At 65.9% G+C, this 16,073-nt stretch carries 18 protein-coding genes; 10 read left to right on the top strand and 8 right to left on the bottom strand.

All coding sequences use genetic code 11. The annotated features are described in order from the left end of the window. Nucleotides 1-4: 4 nt before the first annotated feature. A complete protein-coding gene (locus VEA80_RS19530) occupies nt 5-544 on the bottom strand; it encodes a hypothetical protein (RefSeq protein WP_325062473.1) in 540 nt (179 codons plus the stop codon). An 11-nt stretch (nt 545-555) separates the two neighbouring features. Then, nucleotides 556-1,365: a TerC family protein gene (locus VEA80_RS19535; RefSeq protein WP_325062474.1), complete on the bottom strand. Its 810-nt coding sequence runs from the start codon at nt 1,363-1,365 to the stop codon at nt 556-558. 158 nt (nt 1,366-1,523) lie between these two features. Between VEA80_RS19535 and VEA80_RS19540 the strand changes: the two genes are divergently transcribed. Then, nucleotides 1,524-2,333 carry a hypothetical protein gene (locus tag VEA80_RS19540; RefSeq protein WP_325062475.1) on the top strand — a complete coding sequence of 270 codons (810 nt, stop codon included), beginning with the start codon at nt 1,524-1,526 and terminating at the stop codon, nt 2,331-2,333. On the opposite strand, the gene VEA80_RS19545 is transcribed toward VEA80_RS19540, so the two are convergent. Together VEA80_RS19545 and VEA80_RS19550 are read right to left on the bottom strand one after the other, a co-directional pair. Next, nucleotides 2,321-2,662, bottom strand: a complete 342-nt coding sequence (locus tag VEA80_RS19545; protein ID WP_325062476.1) for a hypothetical protein — start codon at nt 2,660-2,662, stop codon at nt 2,321-2,323. The genes VEA80_RS19540 and VEA80_RS19545 overlap by 13 nt on opposite strands. A 46-nt stretch (nt 2,663-2,708) precedes the next feature. Beyond that, nucleotides 2,709-4,418 carry an MFS transporter gene (locus VEA80_RS19550; RefSeq protein ID WP_325062477.1) on the bottom strand — a complete coding sequence of 570 codons (1,710 nt, stop codon included), beginning with the start codon at nt 4,416-4,418 and terminating at the stop codon, nt 2,709-2,711. A gap of 219 nt (nt 4,419-4,637) precedes the next feature. Here VEA80_RS19550 and VEA80_RS19555 point away from each other — a divergent pair, with 219 nt between their 5' ends. The 9 genes from VEA80_RS19555 (at nt 4,638) to VEA80_RS19595 (ending at nt 12,016) form a co-directional block, all read left to right on the top strand. Then, the gene (locus VEA80_RS19555; protein ID WP_325062478.1) at nt 4,638-5,198 is read left to right on the top strand and encodes a F0F1 ATP synthase subunit delta; all 561 of its coding nucleotides are present in this window, start codon (nt 4,638-4,640) and stop codon (nt 5,196-5,198) included. Between the two features lie 11 nt (nt 5,199-5,209). Continuing rightward, nucleotides 5,210-6,745, top strand: coding sequence for a F0F1 ATP synthase subunit alpha (gene atpA / locus VEA80_RS19560; protein ID WP_325062479.1), 1,536 nt, complete (start codon nt 5,210-5,212; stop codon nt 6,743-6,745). Between the two features lie 10 nt (nt 6,746-6,755). Next, nucleotides 6,756-7,634, top strand: a complete 879-nt coding sequence (locus tag VEA80_RS19565; protein ID WP_325062480.1) for a F0F1 ATP synthase subunit gamma — start codon at nt 6,756-6,758, stop codon at nt 7,632-7,634. 12 nt (nt 7,635-7,646) lie between these two features. After that, nucleotides 7,647-8,069, top strand: a complete 423-nt coding sequence (locus VEA80_RS19570; RefSeq protein WP_325062481.1) for an organic hydroperoxide resistance protein — start codon at nt 7,647-7,649, stop codon at nt 8,067-8,069. Nucleotides 8,070-8,196: 127 nt separating this feature from the next. Next, a complete protein-coding gene (gene atpD, locus VEA80_RS19575; RefSeq protein ID WP_325062482.1) occupies nt 8,197-9,621 on the top strand; it encodes a F0F1 ATP synthase subunit beta in 1,425 nt (474 codons plus the stop codon). After that, complete coding sequence (locus VEA80_RS19580) at nt 9,621-10,094, top strand: hypothetical protein (RefSeq protein WP_325062483.1); 474 nt, start codon at nt 9,621-9,623, stop codon at nt 10,092-10,094. Before atpD ends, VEA80_RS19580 begins: the two co-directional genes overlap by 1 nt. Nucleotides 10,095-10,096: 2 nt before the next feature. Then, nucleotides 10,097-10,561: a hypothetical protein gene (locus VEA80_RS19585; RefSeq protein ID WP_325062484.1), complete on the top strand. Its 465-nt coding sequence runs from the start codon at nt 10,097-10,099 to the stop codon at nt 10,559-10,561. An 8-nt stretch (nt 10,562-10,569) separates the two neighbouring features. After that, on the top strand, nt 10,570-10,971 hold the full coding sequence (locus VEA80_RS19590) for a F0F1 ATP synthase subunit epsilon (protein WP_325062485.1): 402 nt from the start codon (nt 10,570-10,572) through the stop codon (nt 10,969-10,971). Between the two features lie 85 nt (nt 10,972-11,056). After that, nucleotides 11,057-12,016 carry a metallophosphoesterase gene (locus VEA80_RS19595; RefSeq protein WP_325062486.1) on the top strand — a complete coding sequence of 320 codons (960 nt, stop codon included), beginning with the start codon at nt 11,057-11,059 and terminating at the stop codon, nt 12,014-12,016. 62 nt (nt 12,017-12,078) lie between these two features. Here the strand turns inward: VEA80_RS19595 and VEA80_RS19600 are convergent, their stop codons facing one another. The 4 genes from VEA80_RS19600 to VEA80_RS19615 form a co-directional block, all read right to left on the bottom strand. Then, entirely contained in the window at nt 12,079-12,924 is an 846-nt protein-coding gene (locus VEA80_RS19600) for an alpha/beta hydrolase (RefSeq protein WP_325062487.1), read from the bottom strand. A gap of 28 nt (nt 12,925-12,952) precedes the next feature. Continuing rightward, a complete protein-coding gene (locus tag VEA80_RS19605) occupies nt 12,953-13,453 on the bottom strand; it encodes an RNA pyrophosphohydrolase (RefSeq protein ID WP_325062488.1) in 501 nt (166 codons plus the stop codon). Continuing rightward, nucleotides 13,450-14,562 carry a divergent polysaccharide deacetylase family protein gene (locus VEA80_RS19610; protein ID WP_325062489.1) on the bottom strand — a complete coding sequence of 371 codons (1,113 nt, stop codon included), beginning with the start codon at nt 14,560-14,562 and terminating at the stop codon, nt 13,450-13,452. The genes VEA80_RS19605 and VEA80_RS19610 overlap by 4 nt, the downstream gene beginning before the upstream one ends. Before the next feature lie 179 nt (nt 14,563-14,741). Further along, on the bottom strand, nt 14,742-16,061 hold the full coding sequence (locus VEA80_RS19615; protein ID WP_325062490.1) for a S41 family peptidase: 1,320 nt from the start codon (nt 16,059-16,061) through the stop codon (nt 14,742-14,744). Between the last annotated feature and the right edge of the window lie 12 nt (nt 16,062-16,073).

Below are 16,073 nucleotides of genomic sequence, written 5' to 3' on the forward strand. Positions count from 1 at the left end.
GCGATTATCCTCGGCGGAATGAGAGGCGCGCGCAGACCTGGTCCGGCGAGTAGGGGACGGTTTCAGTCTGGCCGTCCGGGCGGGTTTCAAATTGGATTTCCTGTTTCAAGCCGACGATGCGCACGCCGCTTGCGTCTTCATAATAGCCGAGCGCCGCCGCGCCTTCGGCGCCGCAGATGAATGGCGCGCCGCTGTTCTCCGCCGGCGTCGCGCGATAGAGCGCCGGCGCCTCTTCGCCGAACAGGCCCATGATCTGCGCCAGCGCCCCGCCCGGACGCTGCGCGATGAGATCGTTGGCGGTGTGGTTGGCTTGCTGGAACAGCATGGTGCGCCCGTCGGCGTGGCGGAGCGTGAGCACCACGACGGGATCGGCGCCTTCGCGCGCCGGGTAGGTGGTGAAGTCCGCCGTCATGCGCTCGCCGGCGGCGAGGGAGGTGGATGCGTCCGCGGCGAGGAGGCTCGTCCTGGTCGTCACGCCGCCGCCCGCTGCGGCGCAGGCGCTGAGCGCGAGCGCCGCTGCGGCCGCGAGGATGAAAGAACGCATCTTCGTCTCCTTCAATGCGCCGCCGGCGGCTGCGCCTGTGCGGCTTTCTTCTTCTGCGCGTTGCGGGACATCATGTTGAGCCCTTCGACCAGCGCCGAGAACGCCATCGCCGCGTAGATGTAGCCCTTCGGCACGTGCACGCCGAAGCCTTCCGCGATCAGCACCATGCCGATCATCAAGAGGAAGCCCAGCGCGAGCATCACAACAGTGGGATTTTTGTGAATGAAGTTCGCGACCGGGTCGGCGGCGAGCAGCATCACCGTCACCGCCACGATGACCGCAGCGACCATGATCGGCACGTGATCGGTCATGCCGACGGCGGTGAGGATCGAGTCGATAGAGAAGACGAGGTCGAGCAGGATGATCTGAAAGATCGCCGCACCGAAGTTCATCGCGACCGGCGCCTTCTTATCCAGGACATCGTGTGTCGGAACCGGGTCGACGTTGTGGTGGATCTCCTTGGTGGCTTTCCAGACCAGGAAGAGGCCCCCGGCAATCAAGATCAGGTCGCGCCAGGAGAAGGCGGTCTCGAACGTCGGATTGCCGTGGCTGTCGGGGCTGCCGGCGAAGCCGAGATCGAACACGGGCGCGGTGAGGCCGACGATGAAGGCGATGGTGGAGAGCAGAACCAACCGCATGCCGAGCGCGAGGCCAATGCCGATCCGGCGGGCGCGCGTGCGCTGCTCGGCGGGCAGCTTGTTGGTCAGGATCGAAATGAAGATCAGATTGTCGATGCCGAGCACGACTTCCATGACGATCAAAGTGACGAGCGCGGCCCATGCGGCCGGGTCGCTCAGAAGCGGCGCGATATTCCAATCCATGCGTTCGGATCCCTCTTTGGCGAACCGATGTAAGGGATTGCCGCGGAGGCGTGAAGAGTGTTCGAAGGAGGGGCGGCGGGCGAAGCTCGCGCCGCTTGCCGCAAATGCGGCCGGAACGATTTTCCTCTCGGGGGCCGGCGCCAAGGAGGACCGAGTCGGTGCAACTGCCTATCCTTCGGACGCTGGCGTTGGTGGCGGTGGGCAACGCCGCGCTGAGCGGGCGCGATGTCAGCGGGTTCTGGCCGGACGATCCGCTGTTTCGCTACAGCGCTTCGCTGACGTTCCTGACGCCGCGTGACGCCGGCCCGCTGAAACTGGTCGCCGGCGATCCGCTCGCTTGGTTCGACAAGTTGAGCAAGCGCGGCTGCGTCGGACTGCGGCTGCAGACGGCGCGGATGCGACAGAACAAAAAGCTCGGGCACATCGACCCGCACGTGCTGGTCGGCCTCGTCGGCGGCGGGCCGCGCTGGCTGATCGAGCCGGTGTACGGCGAACATTCGGAGATGTGGGAGGGCTTCGACCGCGTCGGCGATCAGAACGCGCCGGACCAGAAGATCTGGCACAGCGCTTATCTACTCGTGGCCGAGGCCGAGCCGGCCGGTCGCCTCGATGTCGATGTCGCCGGCGTGAGCCGCGGCTTGCGCGAGGCGCTGATCTCGATCGAGACGGTTGCGCGCGGCATGCCTGGCGCGCCGTTCGCGGATCAATTCGTCGCCGGCCGTCGGGCGCTCGATGGCCAAGATCCCGACCCGGCGCCGAATTTCGTGCGCTTCACGCAGCTTGCGCCGGACGCCACGCGGCTATTGCAGGCGGTGGGCCGCGCCTGGGTGTTCGGCGGGATGGGGAGCTGGAACGATATCGCGCCGGAGCCGGCGCTGAAGCCCGCTTACGAACGTGCGTCGAAGATCTTGTTTGCGACGCTGCAGCACGCCGCGCTGGTGATCGCGAACTCGACTTATCGCGGCTGAGGCTCGCGGCCGATTTCGATCAGGGCGTCGAACATCTCGTCGGAAAAGCGGATCAGCGCGACGCCGGCTTTCGCCTGCGCTTTCGCCTCGGTCATCTCGACGAGGCCTTGCGCCAGCGCCCCGTCATCACCGCCAGTGACCGCTTCAAGCACGCGCGCACTGGCGTGCCCGAAGCGGTCAAGGGCGCTGGTGAGGGCCACGGCGGCGTGGGGGATCGCCGTCATGTTCTCAACGTAGCAGAGCGCGCTTAAGGCTCTGTTCAGAAAGCTGGTGAACGGGTGAAAACCACGTTGGGGCAAGTAGGCAATAGGCAAATCGGCAATGGGCATCCGCGACGGAGTCCCTATTGCCTATTTGCCTACTTGCCGATTTCCCTCACGTCTGGATGTCCCGATCCTTCGTTTCCGGCCAGAAGAAGAAGGTGACGATCGCGGCGAGGGCAGTGACGATCACGGGGAACCAGAGGCCCATATAGATGGAGCCGGTGGCGGTGTTGATGGCGAAGACGATCGCCGGCAAGAGGCCGCCGAACCAGCCGGTGCCGACGTGATAGGGAAAGCTCATCGCCGTGTAGCGGATGCGGGTGGGGAAGAGCTCGACCAAAGCGGCGGCTTGCGGGCCGTAGAGGGCACAGGCGGCGACGATGAAGAGCGCCATCATGGCGATGACGCCCCACTTCTCGGCGAACACGCGGAGAATTTCGGCGAGGCTCCAATCCTGCATCGGCCCTGGCGCCGCAGTCGGGTAGCCGGCTTCGCCGAGCGCTTCACGGAGCTGCGCCGCGAAGGCGGTGCGGGTGGCTCGGATTTCGCTCGCGCTCTGGCCGACGGCGCTGACGCTTTCGATCTCGACGTCATCGCCGATCATGACGCGCGCCGTCTGTCCGATCGGCGCGTTGACGGTGGTGTAGGAAACGCCGGCGTTCGACAGCGCGCTCTTGGCGATGTCGCAGGCGGTGGCGAATTGCGCGGCGCCGCCGGTGAGGTCGAGCTGGAAGGTGCAGTCGTCCGGGTTGGCGTAGACGATGACGGGCGTCGCCGCCGAGGCTTCCGCCAGCGCCGGATTGCCGGCGCGGGTGATGTAGTGGAAGCCGGGGAAATAGAGCGCCAGCATCAACAGCATGCCGAACAGCATCACCGGCTTGCGGCCCATCGAGTCGGAGAGGCGGGCGAACAGGATGTAGAGCGGCGCCGAGATCAGCACGACCGTGATCATGATGAGGTTCACGGTCTGGCTGTCGAACTTCAGGATGCGTTCGAGGAAGAACTGCGAATAGAAGTGCGCCGTGTACCAGACGACGCCCTGCGCCATCATCACGCCGAACAACGCCAGCAGCACGATTTTCAGATTGCGCCATTCGGTGAAGCTCTCGGCGTAGGCGCGCTTGGAGACGCCGCCCTCGTTCTGCAGCTTCTTGAACGCGGGGCTTTCTTCAAGCTGCAGACGAATCCAGACCGAAATGCCGAGCAGGGCGATCGAGATCAGGAATGGAATGCGCCAGCCCCATTCCCGGAACGCCTCCTCGCCCATCGCCGCGCGCGCGCCGAGCACGACGGCGAGCGCGCCGATGAGGCCGATCGAGGCGGTGCCCTGGATCCAGCCGGTGGCGCCGCCGCGGCGGTTCGCCGGCGCGTGTTCGGCGACATAAATCGCGGCGCCGCCGTACTCGCCGCCCAGCGCAAAGCCCTGCAGCACGCGCATGGTGACGAGCAGAATCGGGGCCCAGACGCCGATCTGTTCGGAGGTGGGCAACAGACCAATGGCGAAGGTCGAGAGGCCCATGATGGTGATGGTGATGAGGAAGGCGCCCTTGCGCCCGGTGGAGTCGCCGATCTTGCCGAACACCAAAGCGCCGACAGGACGGACGATGAAGCCGACTGCGAAGGTGAGCAGGGTGAAAACGAAGGCCTGCGCGTCGGGCAGGCCGGTGAAGAAGTTGGCGCGGATGACGTCGGCGATGACGGCGTAGACGAAGAAGTCGTACCACTCGAACACGGTGCCGGCGGCGGACGCGGCCACCACCTGGCGCATCTTCGAGGCCGGAACATCAGGGCTGGTCGGCGCGGGCGCGCTGGCGTCGGTCATCGGCTTGTTTCCCCCCGCCTCAATCGGCGCTTTTGTCGCTGATGCGACGCGGCGGGGGCCGGTTGTCAAGCCGGAACGCACCATGGTACTTCGCGCGCGCGTCAAAGACCCCGCGCGAACGGTTCGCCGCGGCCCTTTGGCGTTTGGGTTTCCCCCAAGGCGCAATCGAGCCGGCAGGCGTCCCCAAGGGGCGCCGGCGGCGGCAGCAGCGAGACAGACGTGGCAGAATCCTTCGAGAGCGGGGCTTCCGAAGCGGCGGGCCGCTACGCCCAGGCCGTGTTCGATTTGGCCAAGCAGGCCAAGGCCTTGGAGGCGGTAGAGCAGGACTTCGCCAAGTTCGCCGCCGCCTGGAAGGAAAGCGCCGATCTGCGCGCCGCGGCGCGTTCGCCGCTGATCGATCCGGAAGAGAAGGCGAAGGCGCTGACCGCCGTCGCCGCCAAGCTCGGGCTTTCTGACCTCGGCCGCAAAACGATCGGCGTCGCCGCCCAGAACCGCCGCGCCGCCGAACTGCCGGCGATCTTCGCCAGCTACCGCGCTCTGGTTGCCCGCGAGCGGGGCGCCCGCCAAGTAGAGATCGTGTCCGCCCGGCCGCTGGCCGAGGCCGAGAAGTCCGCCATCGTCGAGGCGCTGGGCAAACAGCTTGGCGCCAAAGTCGAAGCCGAAACCCGGGTCGACGACAGCCTGATCGGCGGGTTCGTCGTTCGCGTCGGCTCCCGCCAGTTCGATGCATCCGTCAAAGCCAAGCTGGACGCGCTGCGTCTTGCTCTGAAATCCGCCTGAAGGGGTAAGTAATGGACGTCCGCGCCGCTGAAATTTCCGCAATCCTGAAAGAGCAGATCCAGGGCTTCGGCTCGGAAGCGAAGGTCGCCGAAGTCGGCCGCGTGCTCTCCGTCGGCGACGGCATCGCTCGCGTCTATGGCCTCGAGAAGGTCCAGGCCGGCGAGATGGTCGAGTTTCCGGGCGGCGTGCGCGGCATGGCGCTCAACCTCGAGCGCGACAATGTCGGCGTGGTTATCTTCGGCGAAGACCGAGGCCTGAAGGAGGGCGACACGGTCAAGCGGCTCGGCGAGATCGTCGACGTGCCGGTCGGCAAGGCGCTGCTCGGCCGCGTCGTCAATGCGCTGGGCGAGCCGATCGACGGCAAGGGCCCGATCAAGGCGGAAGCGCGCGCCACGGTGGACGTGAAGGCGCCGGGCATCATTCCGCGCAAATCGGTGCACGAGCCGATGCAAACCGGCATCAAGGCAATCGACGCGCTGATCCCGATCGGCCGCGGCCAGCGCGAGCTCATCATCGGCGACCGCCAAACCGGCAAGACCGCCGTCGCGCTCGACACCATCCTCTATCAACGCGAAGCGCACGAGCGCAACGCGGCGGAGAGCGAGAAGCTCTACTGCATCTATGTCGTCGTCGGCCAAAAGCGCTCGACCGTGGCGCAGCTCGTGAAGACGCTCGAAGACAAGGGCGCGCTGCAATATTCGATCATCGTCGCCGCGACCGCTTCGGACGCCGCGCCGCTGCAATATTTGGCGCCGATGTCGGGCTGCGCCATGGGCGAATATTTCCGCGACAACGGCATGCACGCGCTCATCATTTATGATGACTTGTCCAAGCAGGCCGTCGCCTATCGCCAGATGTCGCTGTTGCTGCGCCGCCCGCCGGGCCGCGAAGCCTATCCGGGCGACGTCTTCTATCTGCACTCGCGCCTGCTGGAGCGTGCGGCGAAGCTGAACGAGGACAACAAGTCGGGCTCGCTGACGGCGCTGCCGATCATCGAAACGCAAGCCAACGACGTCTCGGCCTATATTCCGACCAACGTGATCTCGATCACCGACGGCCAGATCTTCCTGGAAACGGACCTGTTCTTCCAGGGCATCCGCCCGGCGCTCAATGTCGGCATCTCGGTGTCGCGCGTCGGCGGCAACGCGCAAATCAAGGCGATGAAGCAAGTCGCCGGCCCGCTGAAGGGCGAACTGGCGCAATACCGCGAAATGGCGGCGTTCGCGAAGTTCGGCTCCGATCTCGACGCGGCGACGCAGCGTTTGCTCAATCGTGGCGCGCGCCTCACCGAGCTCCTGAAGCAGCCGCAATTCTCGCCGGTGCCGGTCGAAGAGCAGATCGTCCTGATCTATGCCGGCACGCGCGGCTATCTCGACAAGGTCGCCGTCGCCGATGTCGGCCGCTACGAGAGCGAACTGGTTTCGTGGATGCGGGCGAAGAAGGGCGATCTTCTGAAGGCGATCGTCGACAAGAAGGACATCGGCAAGGACGGCATCGAGGACAAGCTGAAGGCGGCCCTCGAAGAATTCGGCGCGACGTTCGCTTGAGGATCGCTAGATGCCGAGCTTAAAGGAATTCCGCAATCGCATCGCCAGCGTGAAGTCCACGCAGAAGATCACCAAGGCGATGCAGATGGTGGCGGCGGCGAAGCTGAAGCGGGCGCAAAGCCAGGCTGAAGCAGCGCGTCCGTACGCCGGGCGCATGGCGCGCGTGATCGCCAATCTGGCCGCGGCGGTGAAGGGCGATGACGCGCCGGCGCTGCTGCGCGGCACCGGCGCTGATCAGGTCCATCTCGTCGTCGTGATGACGAGCGAGCGCGGGCTCTGCGGCGGCTTCAACACCCAGATCGTGCGCGCCGCGCGCGAGAGGATCGACGAGCTCTTGCGCGCCGGCAAGACGGTGAAGATTCTCGCCGTCGGCAAGAAGGGGCGCGACCAGCTGCGCCGTCTGCACGGCGACAAGATCGTGCAATTCGTCGACCTTTCCGCCTTCCGCAATATCGGCGCCGACGCGTCGAACCTGGTGCGCGAGGCGATTCTCGATCTCTACGCCCGCGGTGAGTTCGATGTCGCGACGCTGTTCTTCTCGCGCTTTCAATCGGTGATCAGCCAAGTGCCGACGGCGCTGCAGCTGATTCCGGCCAAGGCGCCGGAAGGTGTGTCGCCGCCGGATTTGAAGGGCGCGATCTACGAGTACGAGCCGAACGAAGCGGAAATTCTCGAAGCTCTCCTGCCGCAATATCTGAACGGTCAGATTCTGCAGGCGCTGCTGGAGAACCAAGCTGGCTTCTACGGCGCGCAGATGAGCGCGATGGACAACGCGACGCGCAACGCCGGCGATCTCATTCGCAAGCTGACGCTGCGCTACAACCGTCAGCGCCAAGCCAACATCACTAAAGAGCTGATCGAAATCATCTCCGGGGCGGAGGCGCTGTAAGGAGAAACGCGCATGGCAGACGCACTCTACAAGACCAAGGCAATCGCCAAGGGCGGCCGCGCAGGCGGCAAGGTGTCGCTCGCCGAGGGCGGCGTCTATTTCCATATGGAGCACTCCAAGCCGCTGGGCGGTTCGGGTGAGGGCGTAAACCCCGAACAACTGTTCGCGATGGGCTGGGCGACCTGCTTCAACGGCGCGGTGCTGTTCATCGCCGGGCAAAAGAAGATCGATGCGGCGAAGGCGATCGTCACCTGCGAAGTCGGCATCGGCCGCGAAGAAGGGGGGCTTGGCCTTTCCGCGAAGCTGACCCTGGCCGTGCCGGGGCTCGAGCGCGCGCAAGTGCAAGAACTGATCGAAGCGGCGCACCAGATGTGCCCGTACTCGAAGGCGACGCGGAACAACATCCCGGTCGAGTTGGAGGTCGTGGACGCATGATGCGCCGCGTCGGCCGATGGGCGCTGATCGCAGCGCCCTTCGTCGCGGTGGCCGCAGGCATCATTGCAGCACGTTTGATGAATTGACGCCGCTCGCCGGCGAACAGGACTGACGAGGAAGAGTGAGAATGGCACAGCAAGCAAAAGGGCGCATCGCCCAGGTGATCGGCGCCGTCGTCGACGTCGAATTCGAGGGCCACCTGCCGGACATCTACAACGCGCTCGAGACGACGAACAAAGGCGCCCGCCTCGTCCTCGAAGTGGCGACGCACCTCGGTGAATCGACCGTGCGCACGATCGCCATGGACGCGACCGACGGCCTCGTCCGCGGCCAGGACGTCGTCGACACCGGCGCGCCGATCGCGGTGCCGGTCGGCGAAGAAACGCTGGGCCGCATCCTCAACGTCATCGGCGAGCCGATCGATGAAGCCGGCCCGGTGAAGACCACGACGCGCCGCGCCATCCACCAGCCCGCCCCGGCCTTCGTCGATCAGAAGCCCTCGCCGGAAATCCTCGTCACCGGCATCAAGGTCGTCGATCTGCTCTGCCCGTACGCGAAGGGCGGCAAGATCGGTCTGTTCGGCGGCGCCGGCGTCGGCAAGACGGTGCTGATCCAAGAGCTGATCAACAACATCGCCAAGGCCTATGGCGGCTATTCGGTGTTCGCCGGCGTGGGCGAGCGCACGCGCGAAGGCAACGACCTCTACCACGAAATGATCGAGTCGAACGTCAACAAGGCGGGCGGCGGGCAGGGCTCGCGCTGCGCGCTGGTGTTCGGCCAGATGAACGAACCGCCGGGCGCGCGCGCGCGTGTGGCGCTCTCGGGCCTCACCATCGCCGAGCATTTCCGCGACCAGGGCAAGGACATCCTGTTCTTCGTCGACAACGTGTTCCGCTTCACCCAGGCGGGCTCGGAAGTGTCGGCGCTGCTCGGCCGTATTCCTTCGGCGGTCGGCTATCAGCCGACTCTGGCGACCGAGATGGGCGCCATGCAGGAGCGCATCACCTCGACCACGAAAGGCTCGATCACCTCGGTGCAGGCCATCTACGTGCCGGCCGACGACTTGACCGACCCCGCGCCGGCCACCTCGTTCGCGCACTTGGACGCCACCACGGTTCTCTCGCGCGATATCGCCGCGAAGGGCATCTATCCTGCCGTCGATCCGCTCGACTCCACGTCGCGGATCCTCGATCCGAACGTCGTCGGCGAAGAGCACTATCTGGTGGCGCGTCAGGTTCAGGAGACGCTGCAACGCTACAAGGCGCTGCAGGACATCATCGCCATTCTGGGCATGGATGAACTCAGCGAAGACGACAAACTCGTCGTCGCCCGCGCGCGCAAGATCGAGCGCTTCCTGTCGCAGCCGTTCCACGTCGCCGAAGCGTTCACCGGCTCGCCCGGCAAGCTGGTCGACCTGAAGGACACGATCCGCGGCTTCAAGGGCCTGGTGAACGGCGAGTACGATCACCTGCCGGAACCGGCCTTCTACATGGTCGGCTCGATCGAGGAAGCTGTCGCCAAGGCGCAGCGTCTCGCGGCGGAGGCGGCGTAATGGCCGCTGCCGGCATGTCGCACAGCCAGCTCGCGGCGAAACTCGTCGTCGAGGGCGCGCTGGCGAACATCGCCGGCAATGTGCAGGGGAAAATGCCGATCCAGCCGATCGTGCTGACCGAGCTGGAGCGTTCGGACATCAAGCTGTCGCAAGGCGGCACGACGCTGTTCTTCCCGCTGCCGCCGACGGGCGTGTTCTTCGACATGAACGGTCCGCGCGCGATGGTCTGGTACACCGACAACGACTTCACCCGCGGGCTCGAGACTCTCGACGCGGCGATGAAGGCGGCGTTTCCAAAGACCAAGCAGCTCAAGGACAGCGCCTCGCCGACGGAGAAGGGCGTGCGCGTGCGAAGCTATGAAATCGATTTCGGCAACAAGCGGCTGGCGCTCGTCGAAGTGGAGCACGCGACCGCGAATGCGGACGTGAAGAAGTTCATGGTGCGGGTCACCGCGCAAACCCGGAAGGGCTGAGCATGATCAAGCACAGCGAACTCGCCTCTCGCATCGTCGTCGAAGGCGCGCTCACCGTACTGCAGGGCAAGAATCCGCGCGGTCAGCTGCCAGTGAAGCCGGAAGTGCTGACGGATAGGGAAGCCCAGGATCTGGGCATGCCGCCCGGCGGCACGGTGCTGTGCTATCCGCTGGGGCAAACGCCGGTGTTTTTCGATATGGCCGGCTCGCGCATGGTGGTCTGGTACAGCGGCGCCGACGCCGATCGCGCGGTGGACGTTTTCGACAAGACGCTGAAGCAGTCCTATCCGGGCAACAAGATGGTGATCGACGCCGAGCATCCGCAGGAAAGCGATTTGCGAGTGCGCGCCTATGACGTGAAACTTGGCGAAGGTATGATGGCCACGATCGAGGTGAGCTATTCGAAGCCGAACGCCCACAAGCCGAAGTTTTCGGCCATCATCGTCGGCATGGCGATCAAGAACTGAGGACTGAAATGGCCGAGAAGCTTCACTTCGCACTGGTCTCGCCGGAGCGCGAGCTGTTCAACGGCGAAGTCGATCACGTGGTGGTGCCAGGCTCGGAAGGCGAATTCGGCGTGCTGCCGAACCACGCGCCGGTGATGAGCGTGATCAAGCCGGGCGCGCTCAAGGTGATCGCCGATGGCGCCGAGAGGCGCATCTTCGTCAATGGCGGCTTCGCCGACGTGACGCCGGAAGGCTTGACCGTGCTGGCTGAAGAGGCGGTCGATCTCGCCGACATCGACGCGGCGCAGATCGAGCAACAGCTGAAGGACGCCGGCGAAGACCTGCGCGACGCCAACAGCGACGCCAAGCGCGAAGCGGCGCAGCGCGCCGTGGCGCGCCTGGAGAGCATACGCGCGGCGCTGACGCGCTGAAGGAGCGAATTGGGAATGGCGAACGGGGAGTAGGGGCGGGGCTGGCCCTTGCCATTCGCTGCTCGCTCATCCCTACTCCCTCCCCATGCCGCATCCGCATCTTTGGCCGGCGATCATCGGCGCCGTGCTTGGCCTCGCCCTGGTGGCGTGGGCTTGCGTCTGGCTGTTCAAACGCTGGCAAAGGCTCTCGCCGCGGCGACGTTGGAGTCTGTTTGCGCTGATCGGCGTGATCGAACTCGCGATCTGGATCAACATCTACGCCTGGTTCATCGAGCCCAATCTGCTGGTGGTGCGCGAGGTCGAGATCGTCAGCGAGGATTGGCGCGGCGCGCCGCTGACCATCGCCGCGATCGGCGACACCCATGTCGGCGGCCCGCACGTCGATTCGGCGCGAATGGGGCGGATCGTCAAACGCATCAACGAATTGCGGCCCGAGCTGGTTGTCTTGCTGGGCGATTATGTCGGCGGGCACGCGGCGGAAGCGACGCGCACGCCGGCTGAGAACCAGGAAATACTCGGCGGCGTCGCCACGTTCGCGGCGCTGCGGCCGCGTTACGGCACGGTCGCGGTGCTGGGCAATCACGATAGCTGGTACGATCGCGCCAGCATCACCGAAGCGCTGCAGAACGCCGGCGTCGGGGCGCTGTGGAATCGGCACCTCGTCATTCGCCGCAGCGGCGGAAATATTGTGATTGCCGGCATCGCCGACGCGACGACCGGCAATCCCGATTTCGCTGCGGCGCTGGACGGCGCGCCGGCGGACGCGGACACGATAGCGCTCAGCCATTCGCCCGATCCGTTTGAGGACATGCCGGACGGACCGGCGCTCATGCTGGCCGCGCACAGCCATTGCGGCCAAGTGAGCATTCCGCTGTTCGGTCGTCCAATCGTGCCGATCGAGAACAGGCGCTATGCGTGCAATCTCGTCGAGGAGAACGGCCGGCGCATGTACGTCACCAGCGGCATCGGCACGAGCGTCGTTCCGGTCCGTTTTCTCAATCCGCCGGAGATCGTGCTCATTACGATACGAGGGAATAGCGATTAGCGAGTTGGCAAGAGGGATCGCGCTCTTCCCCACTCCCCATTCGCTACTCCCAATTCCCTCGTCTAAGCCCCCGCGCTGTCGCCCCAGCCGAATAGCGAAAGCTGGCGCTTCTTCTTCGTCGGCTTCGGGCCGATGCCGCGCGCGTCGAACCATTGCAAAGTGAGCTTGGCCACGTCCGGCGCTTCGGGTTCGCCGACGAGCCAATGGCTCATCTCCGGGAATTCGTGGAAATGCGCCTGCGCGCCGGGAAAGCGCGCCAGCACGCGCCGCACCGTGCTCGAGGGATTGACGCGATCTTTGCCGCCGGCGAGGCCGAGCACCGGCGCCTTGATGCGATAGACCGGCGCTTGGCTCGCCATCGAGTGATCGGCCCACCATTGCACCGCTTCGCGGATGGCGCGCCCGCTCTCCGGCACGAAGCGGGCGAAGGCGCGCCGTGCGTCCTCGCGCGTCAGCCGGTCGAGTGTCGTCGTACGCGCGACGCGATAATCCGGCGGCACGGGCCGGCGCCAGTAATCTCCGAGCAGCGTCAAGCCGAACTGATGGCCGTGTTCATCCAACGTCGTCGGCGGCACGCCCCAGGGCGGACTCGGCGCCAGCAGCACGAGGCCGGCGACATCGGCGTGCATCGCGGTGATCTGCGAAACCAAGCCGCCGAGCGAATGGCCGATCAGCACCGGCGGCGCTCTCAAGCCGCGCACGTAGGTCGTGACGGCGTGGGCGTAGTCCTTCAGTCCGGAGAGAGCGAGCTGTTCGAGATCGGCGCCGCGCTCGTGATGCGGCAGGTTCGGCGCATGCGTTTCGAAGCCCGCCGCTTCGAACGGTTCGCGGAAAGCGTCGAACGCCCAGCCGCCGCAAAACGCGCCGTGCACGAACACGACGGGCGTCGCATCGCTGTTGCGTTTCACGGAAGCAGCGCCTCGTCCGCGCAATCGCTCACTTCGATTCCCCCACCGCGTATTTCGCGAACCGCCGCGCCACTTGCTCATATGTGGCGCGTTTGAAGGGGATCACCAGATCGGGCGCCGTGTCCAGTGCAGCCCAGCGCCAATCGCTGAACTCCGGCGTGTGCATATCCAATCGAATGTCCGCATCGCGGCCCTTGAAGCGGAGAGCGTACCACTTCTGCCGCTGGCCCAGATAGCGCCCGCGCGGCTTCATTTTCGTGCGCACGTCGATGGGGAAATCGTAATAGAGCCAATCTGCCGTTTCTTCGAGCAGATCGACGTGCTCCGCCCTTACGCCAATCTCTTCCTCGAGTTCGCGGATTGCGGCGTCGTAAGGCTTCTCGCCGCGATCGACGCCGCCTTGCGGCATCTGCCATTGATACGGGCCTTCCGCGCCCACGCGCTTGCCGAGGAAGACAAGGCCATTGCGGTGAAACAACGCAAGGCCGACATTCGGACGATAGAGCTTCGGATCCGGCAGCGCGGTCATCTGCGCGCGGCGCGTGCGTTGAGCACGGCCGATGCGGGCGCGAGCTGATAGCCGCGGCTCTCGATGTCTCTGGCCCAGCGGCCGACCTGCTCCATGGTGACAGGATAGGCAAAGCCGGCGCCGATGGCGCTCTGATTTTGCAGCGCCAGCGCTTCGAGATTGAGCAATTGATCGTCGATCGCATCGGCTTCGCGGCGCGCGTCGATGATGCGGTCGGCGGCTGTTACCGGCAGGCTCGCGCGCTGCGCTTCGACGCTGAGCGCCGTGCGCTGGCCGATGCCCGACGTGAGAAACACGAGCCCGCGGCGGCGCAGTTGCTGCACGATCGGCTGTGAAGCCTGCGCCGATGTCGCGAACCGCGCGCCCTGATAGTTGGTGACGCCGAAATAGCCCGCGCCGCGCGAGAGCAATTGCTCGAGCCGCTGCACGTTCTGCTGCGCCGGCGCTGAAGCGAGCAGCGTTTGCGGGCCCGTGTCGTCGGCGTCCGGATCGAACGGCTCCATCGGCAATTCGAGCAGCACTTCGTGGCCGTGCGCGCGGGCGCGGTCGATCCAGCTCTGCAGGTTCTGCGCATACGGCACGAAGGAGAGCGTGATCTCGGGCGGCAGCTCCTCGATCGCTTGGGTCGTCGCACGCGCGTTGAAGCCGAGGCCGCCGATGACGACGGCGATCATCGGCCGGCCCTGCTGCGGCGTGAACGGGCGCGCATAGGCCTGCGCCGGCGTACGGCCGTTGGCGGCGACGATCGGCAGCGGCCCGTGCGCGCCCTGTTCGGTGAGGCCCGCCAGCGGCGCCCGCGGCAGCGGCTGCACGTTCGGGCGCACCGATTGCTGCGGCGACTCGACGACCGCGACGCGAAGCTCGCCGCTGGAATCGATTTCGCCGATCTCGCCGGAAAACTCCGGCAGCTCTTCGAGGCCAAACGACTGGTACTCGCCCGCTTCGAGCGGGTCGGACGCGTCGGCGAAGGAAATGGTCGGCGCATTGGCGGCGGCGTCGTTCGGCGCGAGCGAAACGATACGGCGCGGGCCCGCCGCGCTCGGGTCGCCGAACACCTGAATGGCGCCGAACACCAGGAGCGCACACACCATCGCGGCGCCGAGCGCCACGAGCTTGTGATTGATTTTCGGCAGGCCTCGCTGTTGCTGCCTGGGCGCTAGTTGAGGCCGGCGAGCCGGGCCTGTCGCGCTCGCGTTCGGGCGAATCATCGCCGCGGAAGATCAACGAATTCGCGCGGCCCGTCACTAGCCTGACGGGCCGCGCTTATGTTCGTTGCTGTGTCGGTACGTTAGCCCGCGCGTTGGCGCAGACGCTCGGCGACCGTGCCCTGGCGCAGGAAGTCCATCGCCCGGCTGAGCTGATAGTCTTCCTCTTCGCTCCAAGTTTCCGGCGGTTGATCGTCCGGAATGTGCGCGGCGCGACGTTCCGCGCCCGAATCGTTGTCGAGCGCATTCGGCAGATCGGCTTCGCTGACGCCGAGGCGCTGCAGGCGGGCGATGTCCTCAGTGCTGATGCGGCGCGCGGCGACTTCCATGTCCGGCGTGATGCCGGCGCCTTGGATCGAACGGCCGGCCGGCGTGTAGTAGCGCGCGGTGGTGAGCCGCAGCGCGCCGTCGCGTCCGCCCTGCAGCGGGATCACGGTCTGCACCGAGCCTTTGCCGAACGAATCCATGCCGACGATCAGCGCGCGGTTGCGGTCCTGCAGCGCGCCGGCGACGATTTCCGCCGCCGAGGCCGAAGCGCCGTTGATCAGCACCACCACAGGCACGCCGGCGAGGTCGTCGCCGCGGCGGGCGTTGTAACGCTGCACGTCTTCCGGTTGGCGGCCGCGCGTAGAGACCACTTCGCCGCCGTCGAGGAACGCGTCCGAAACTTCGATCGCCTGATCAAGCAGGCCGCCCGGATTGTTGCGCAGATCGAGCACGACGCCGCGCAGGCGCCCGCCCGTGTCGCGCTTCACCTGACGGATCGCGTCCTGCAGCATCGAGCCAGTGCGCTCGTTGAAGGTCGAGACGCGGATGATGCCGATGTCGCCGCCTTCCACCCGCGCGGTCACCGCGCGGACGTTGATGATTTCGCGCGTCAGCGTCACGTCGAAGGGATCGGCGCCTTCGCGCGCGACGGTCACGGTGATGTTGGTGCCGCTGTCGCCGCGCATGCGACGCACGGCTTCGTTCAGCGTCAGGCCGACGATGCTTTCGCCGTTAATGGCGGTGAGATAGTCGCCGGCTTGGATGCCGGCGCGCGCGGCCGGCGTATCGTCGATCGGCGAGACGACGCGCACGACGCCTTCTTCGCTGGTCACTTCGATGCCGAGGCCGCCATACTCGCCGCGCGTGGCGGTCTGCATGTCGCGGTACTCGGCCGAGTCCATGTAGGAGGAGTGCGGATCGAGCGAGGCGAGCATGCCCTGAATGGCCGCTTCGATGGCCTCTTCGTCGTCGATCTCGGTGACGTAATCCTGCTCGACGCGCGCCAGCACGTCGGCGAACAATTCGAGCTGGCGGTAAATATCGCCGCGATCACGGTCCTCGGGTGCAGACCACGCCAAAGCGCCCACGAGTGCCGCCATTCCGGCGATCGGCGCCGCAACCCAAGCTAACCGCATCTACGTACTCCC

This window comes from Vitreimonas sp., assembly GCF_035627415.1.
Classification (GTDB): Bacteria; Pseudomonadota; Alphaproteobacteria; order Caulobacterales; family Aquidulcibacteraceae; genus Vitreimonas.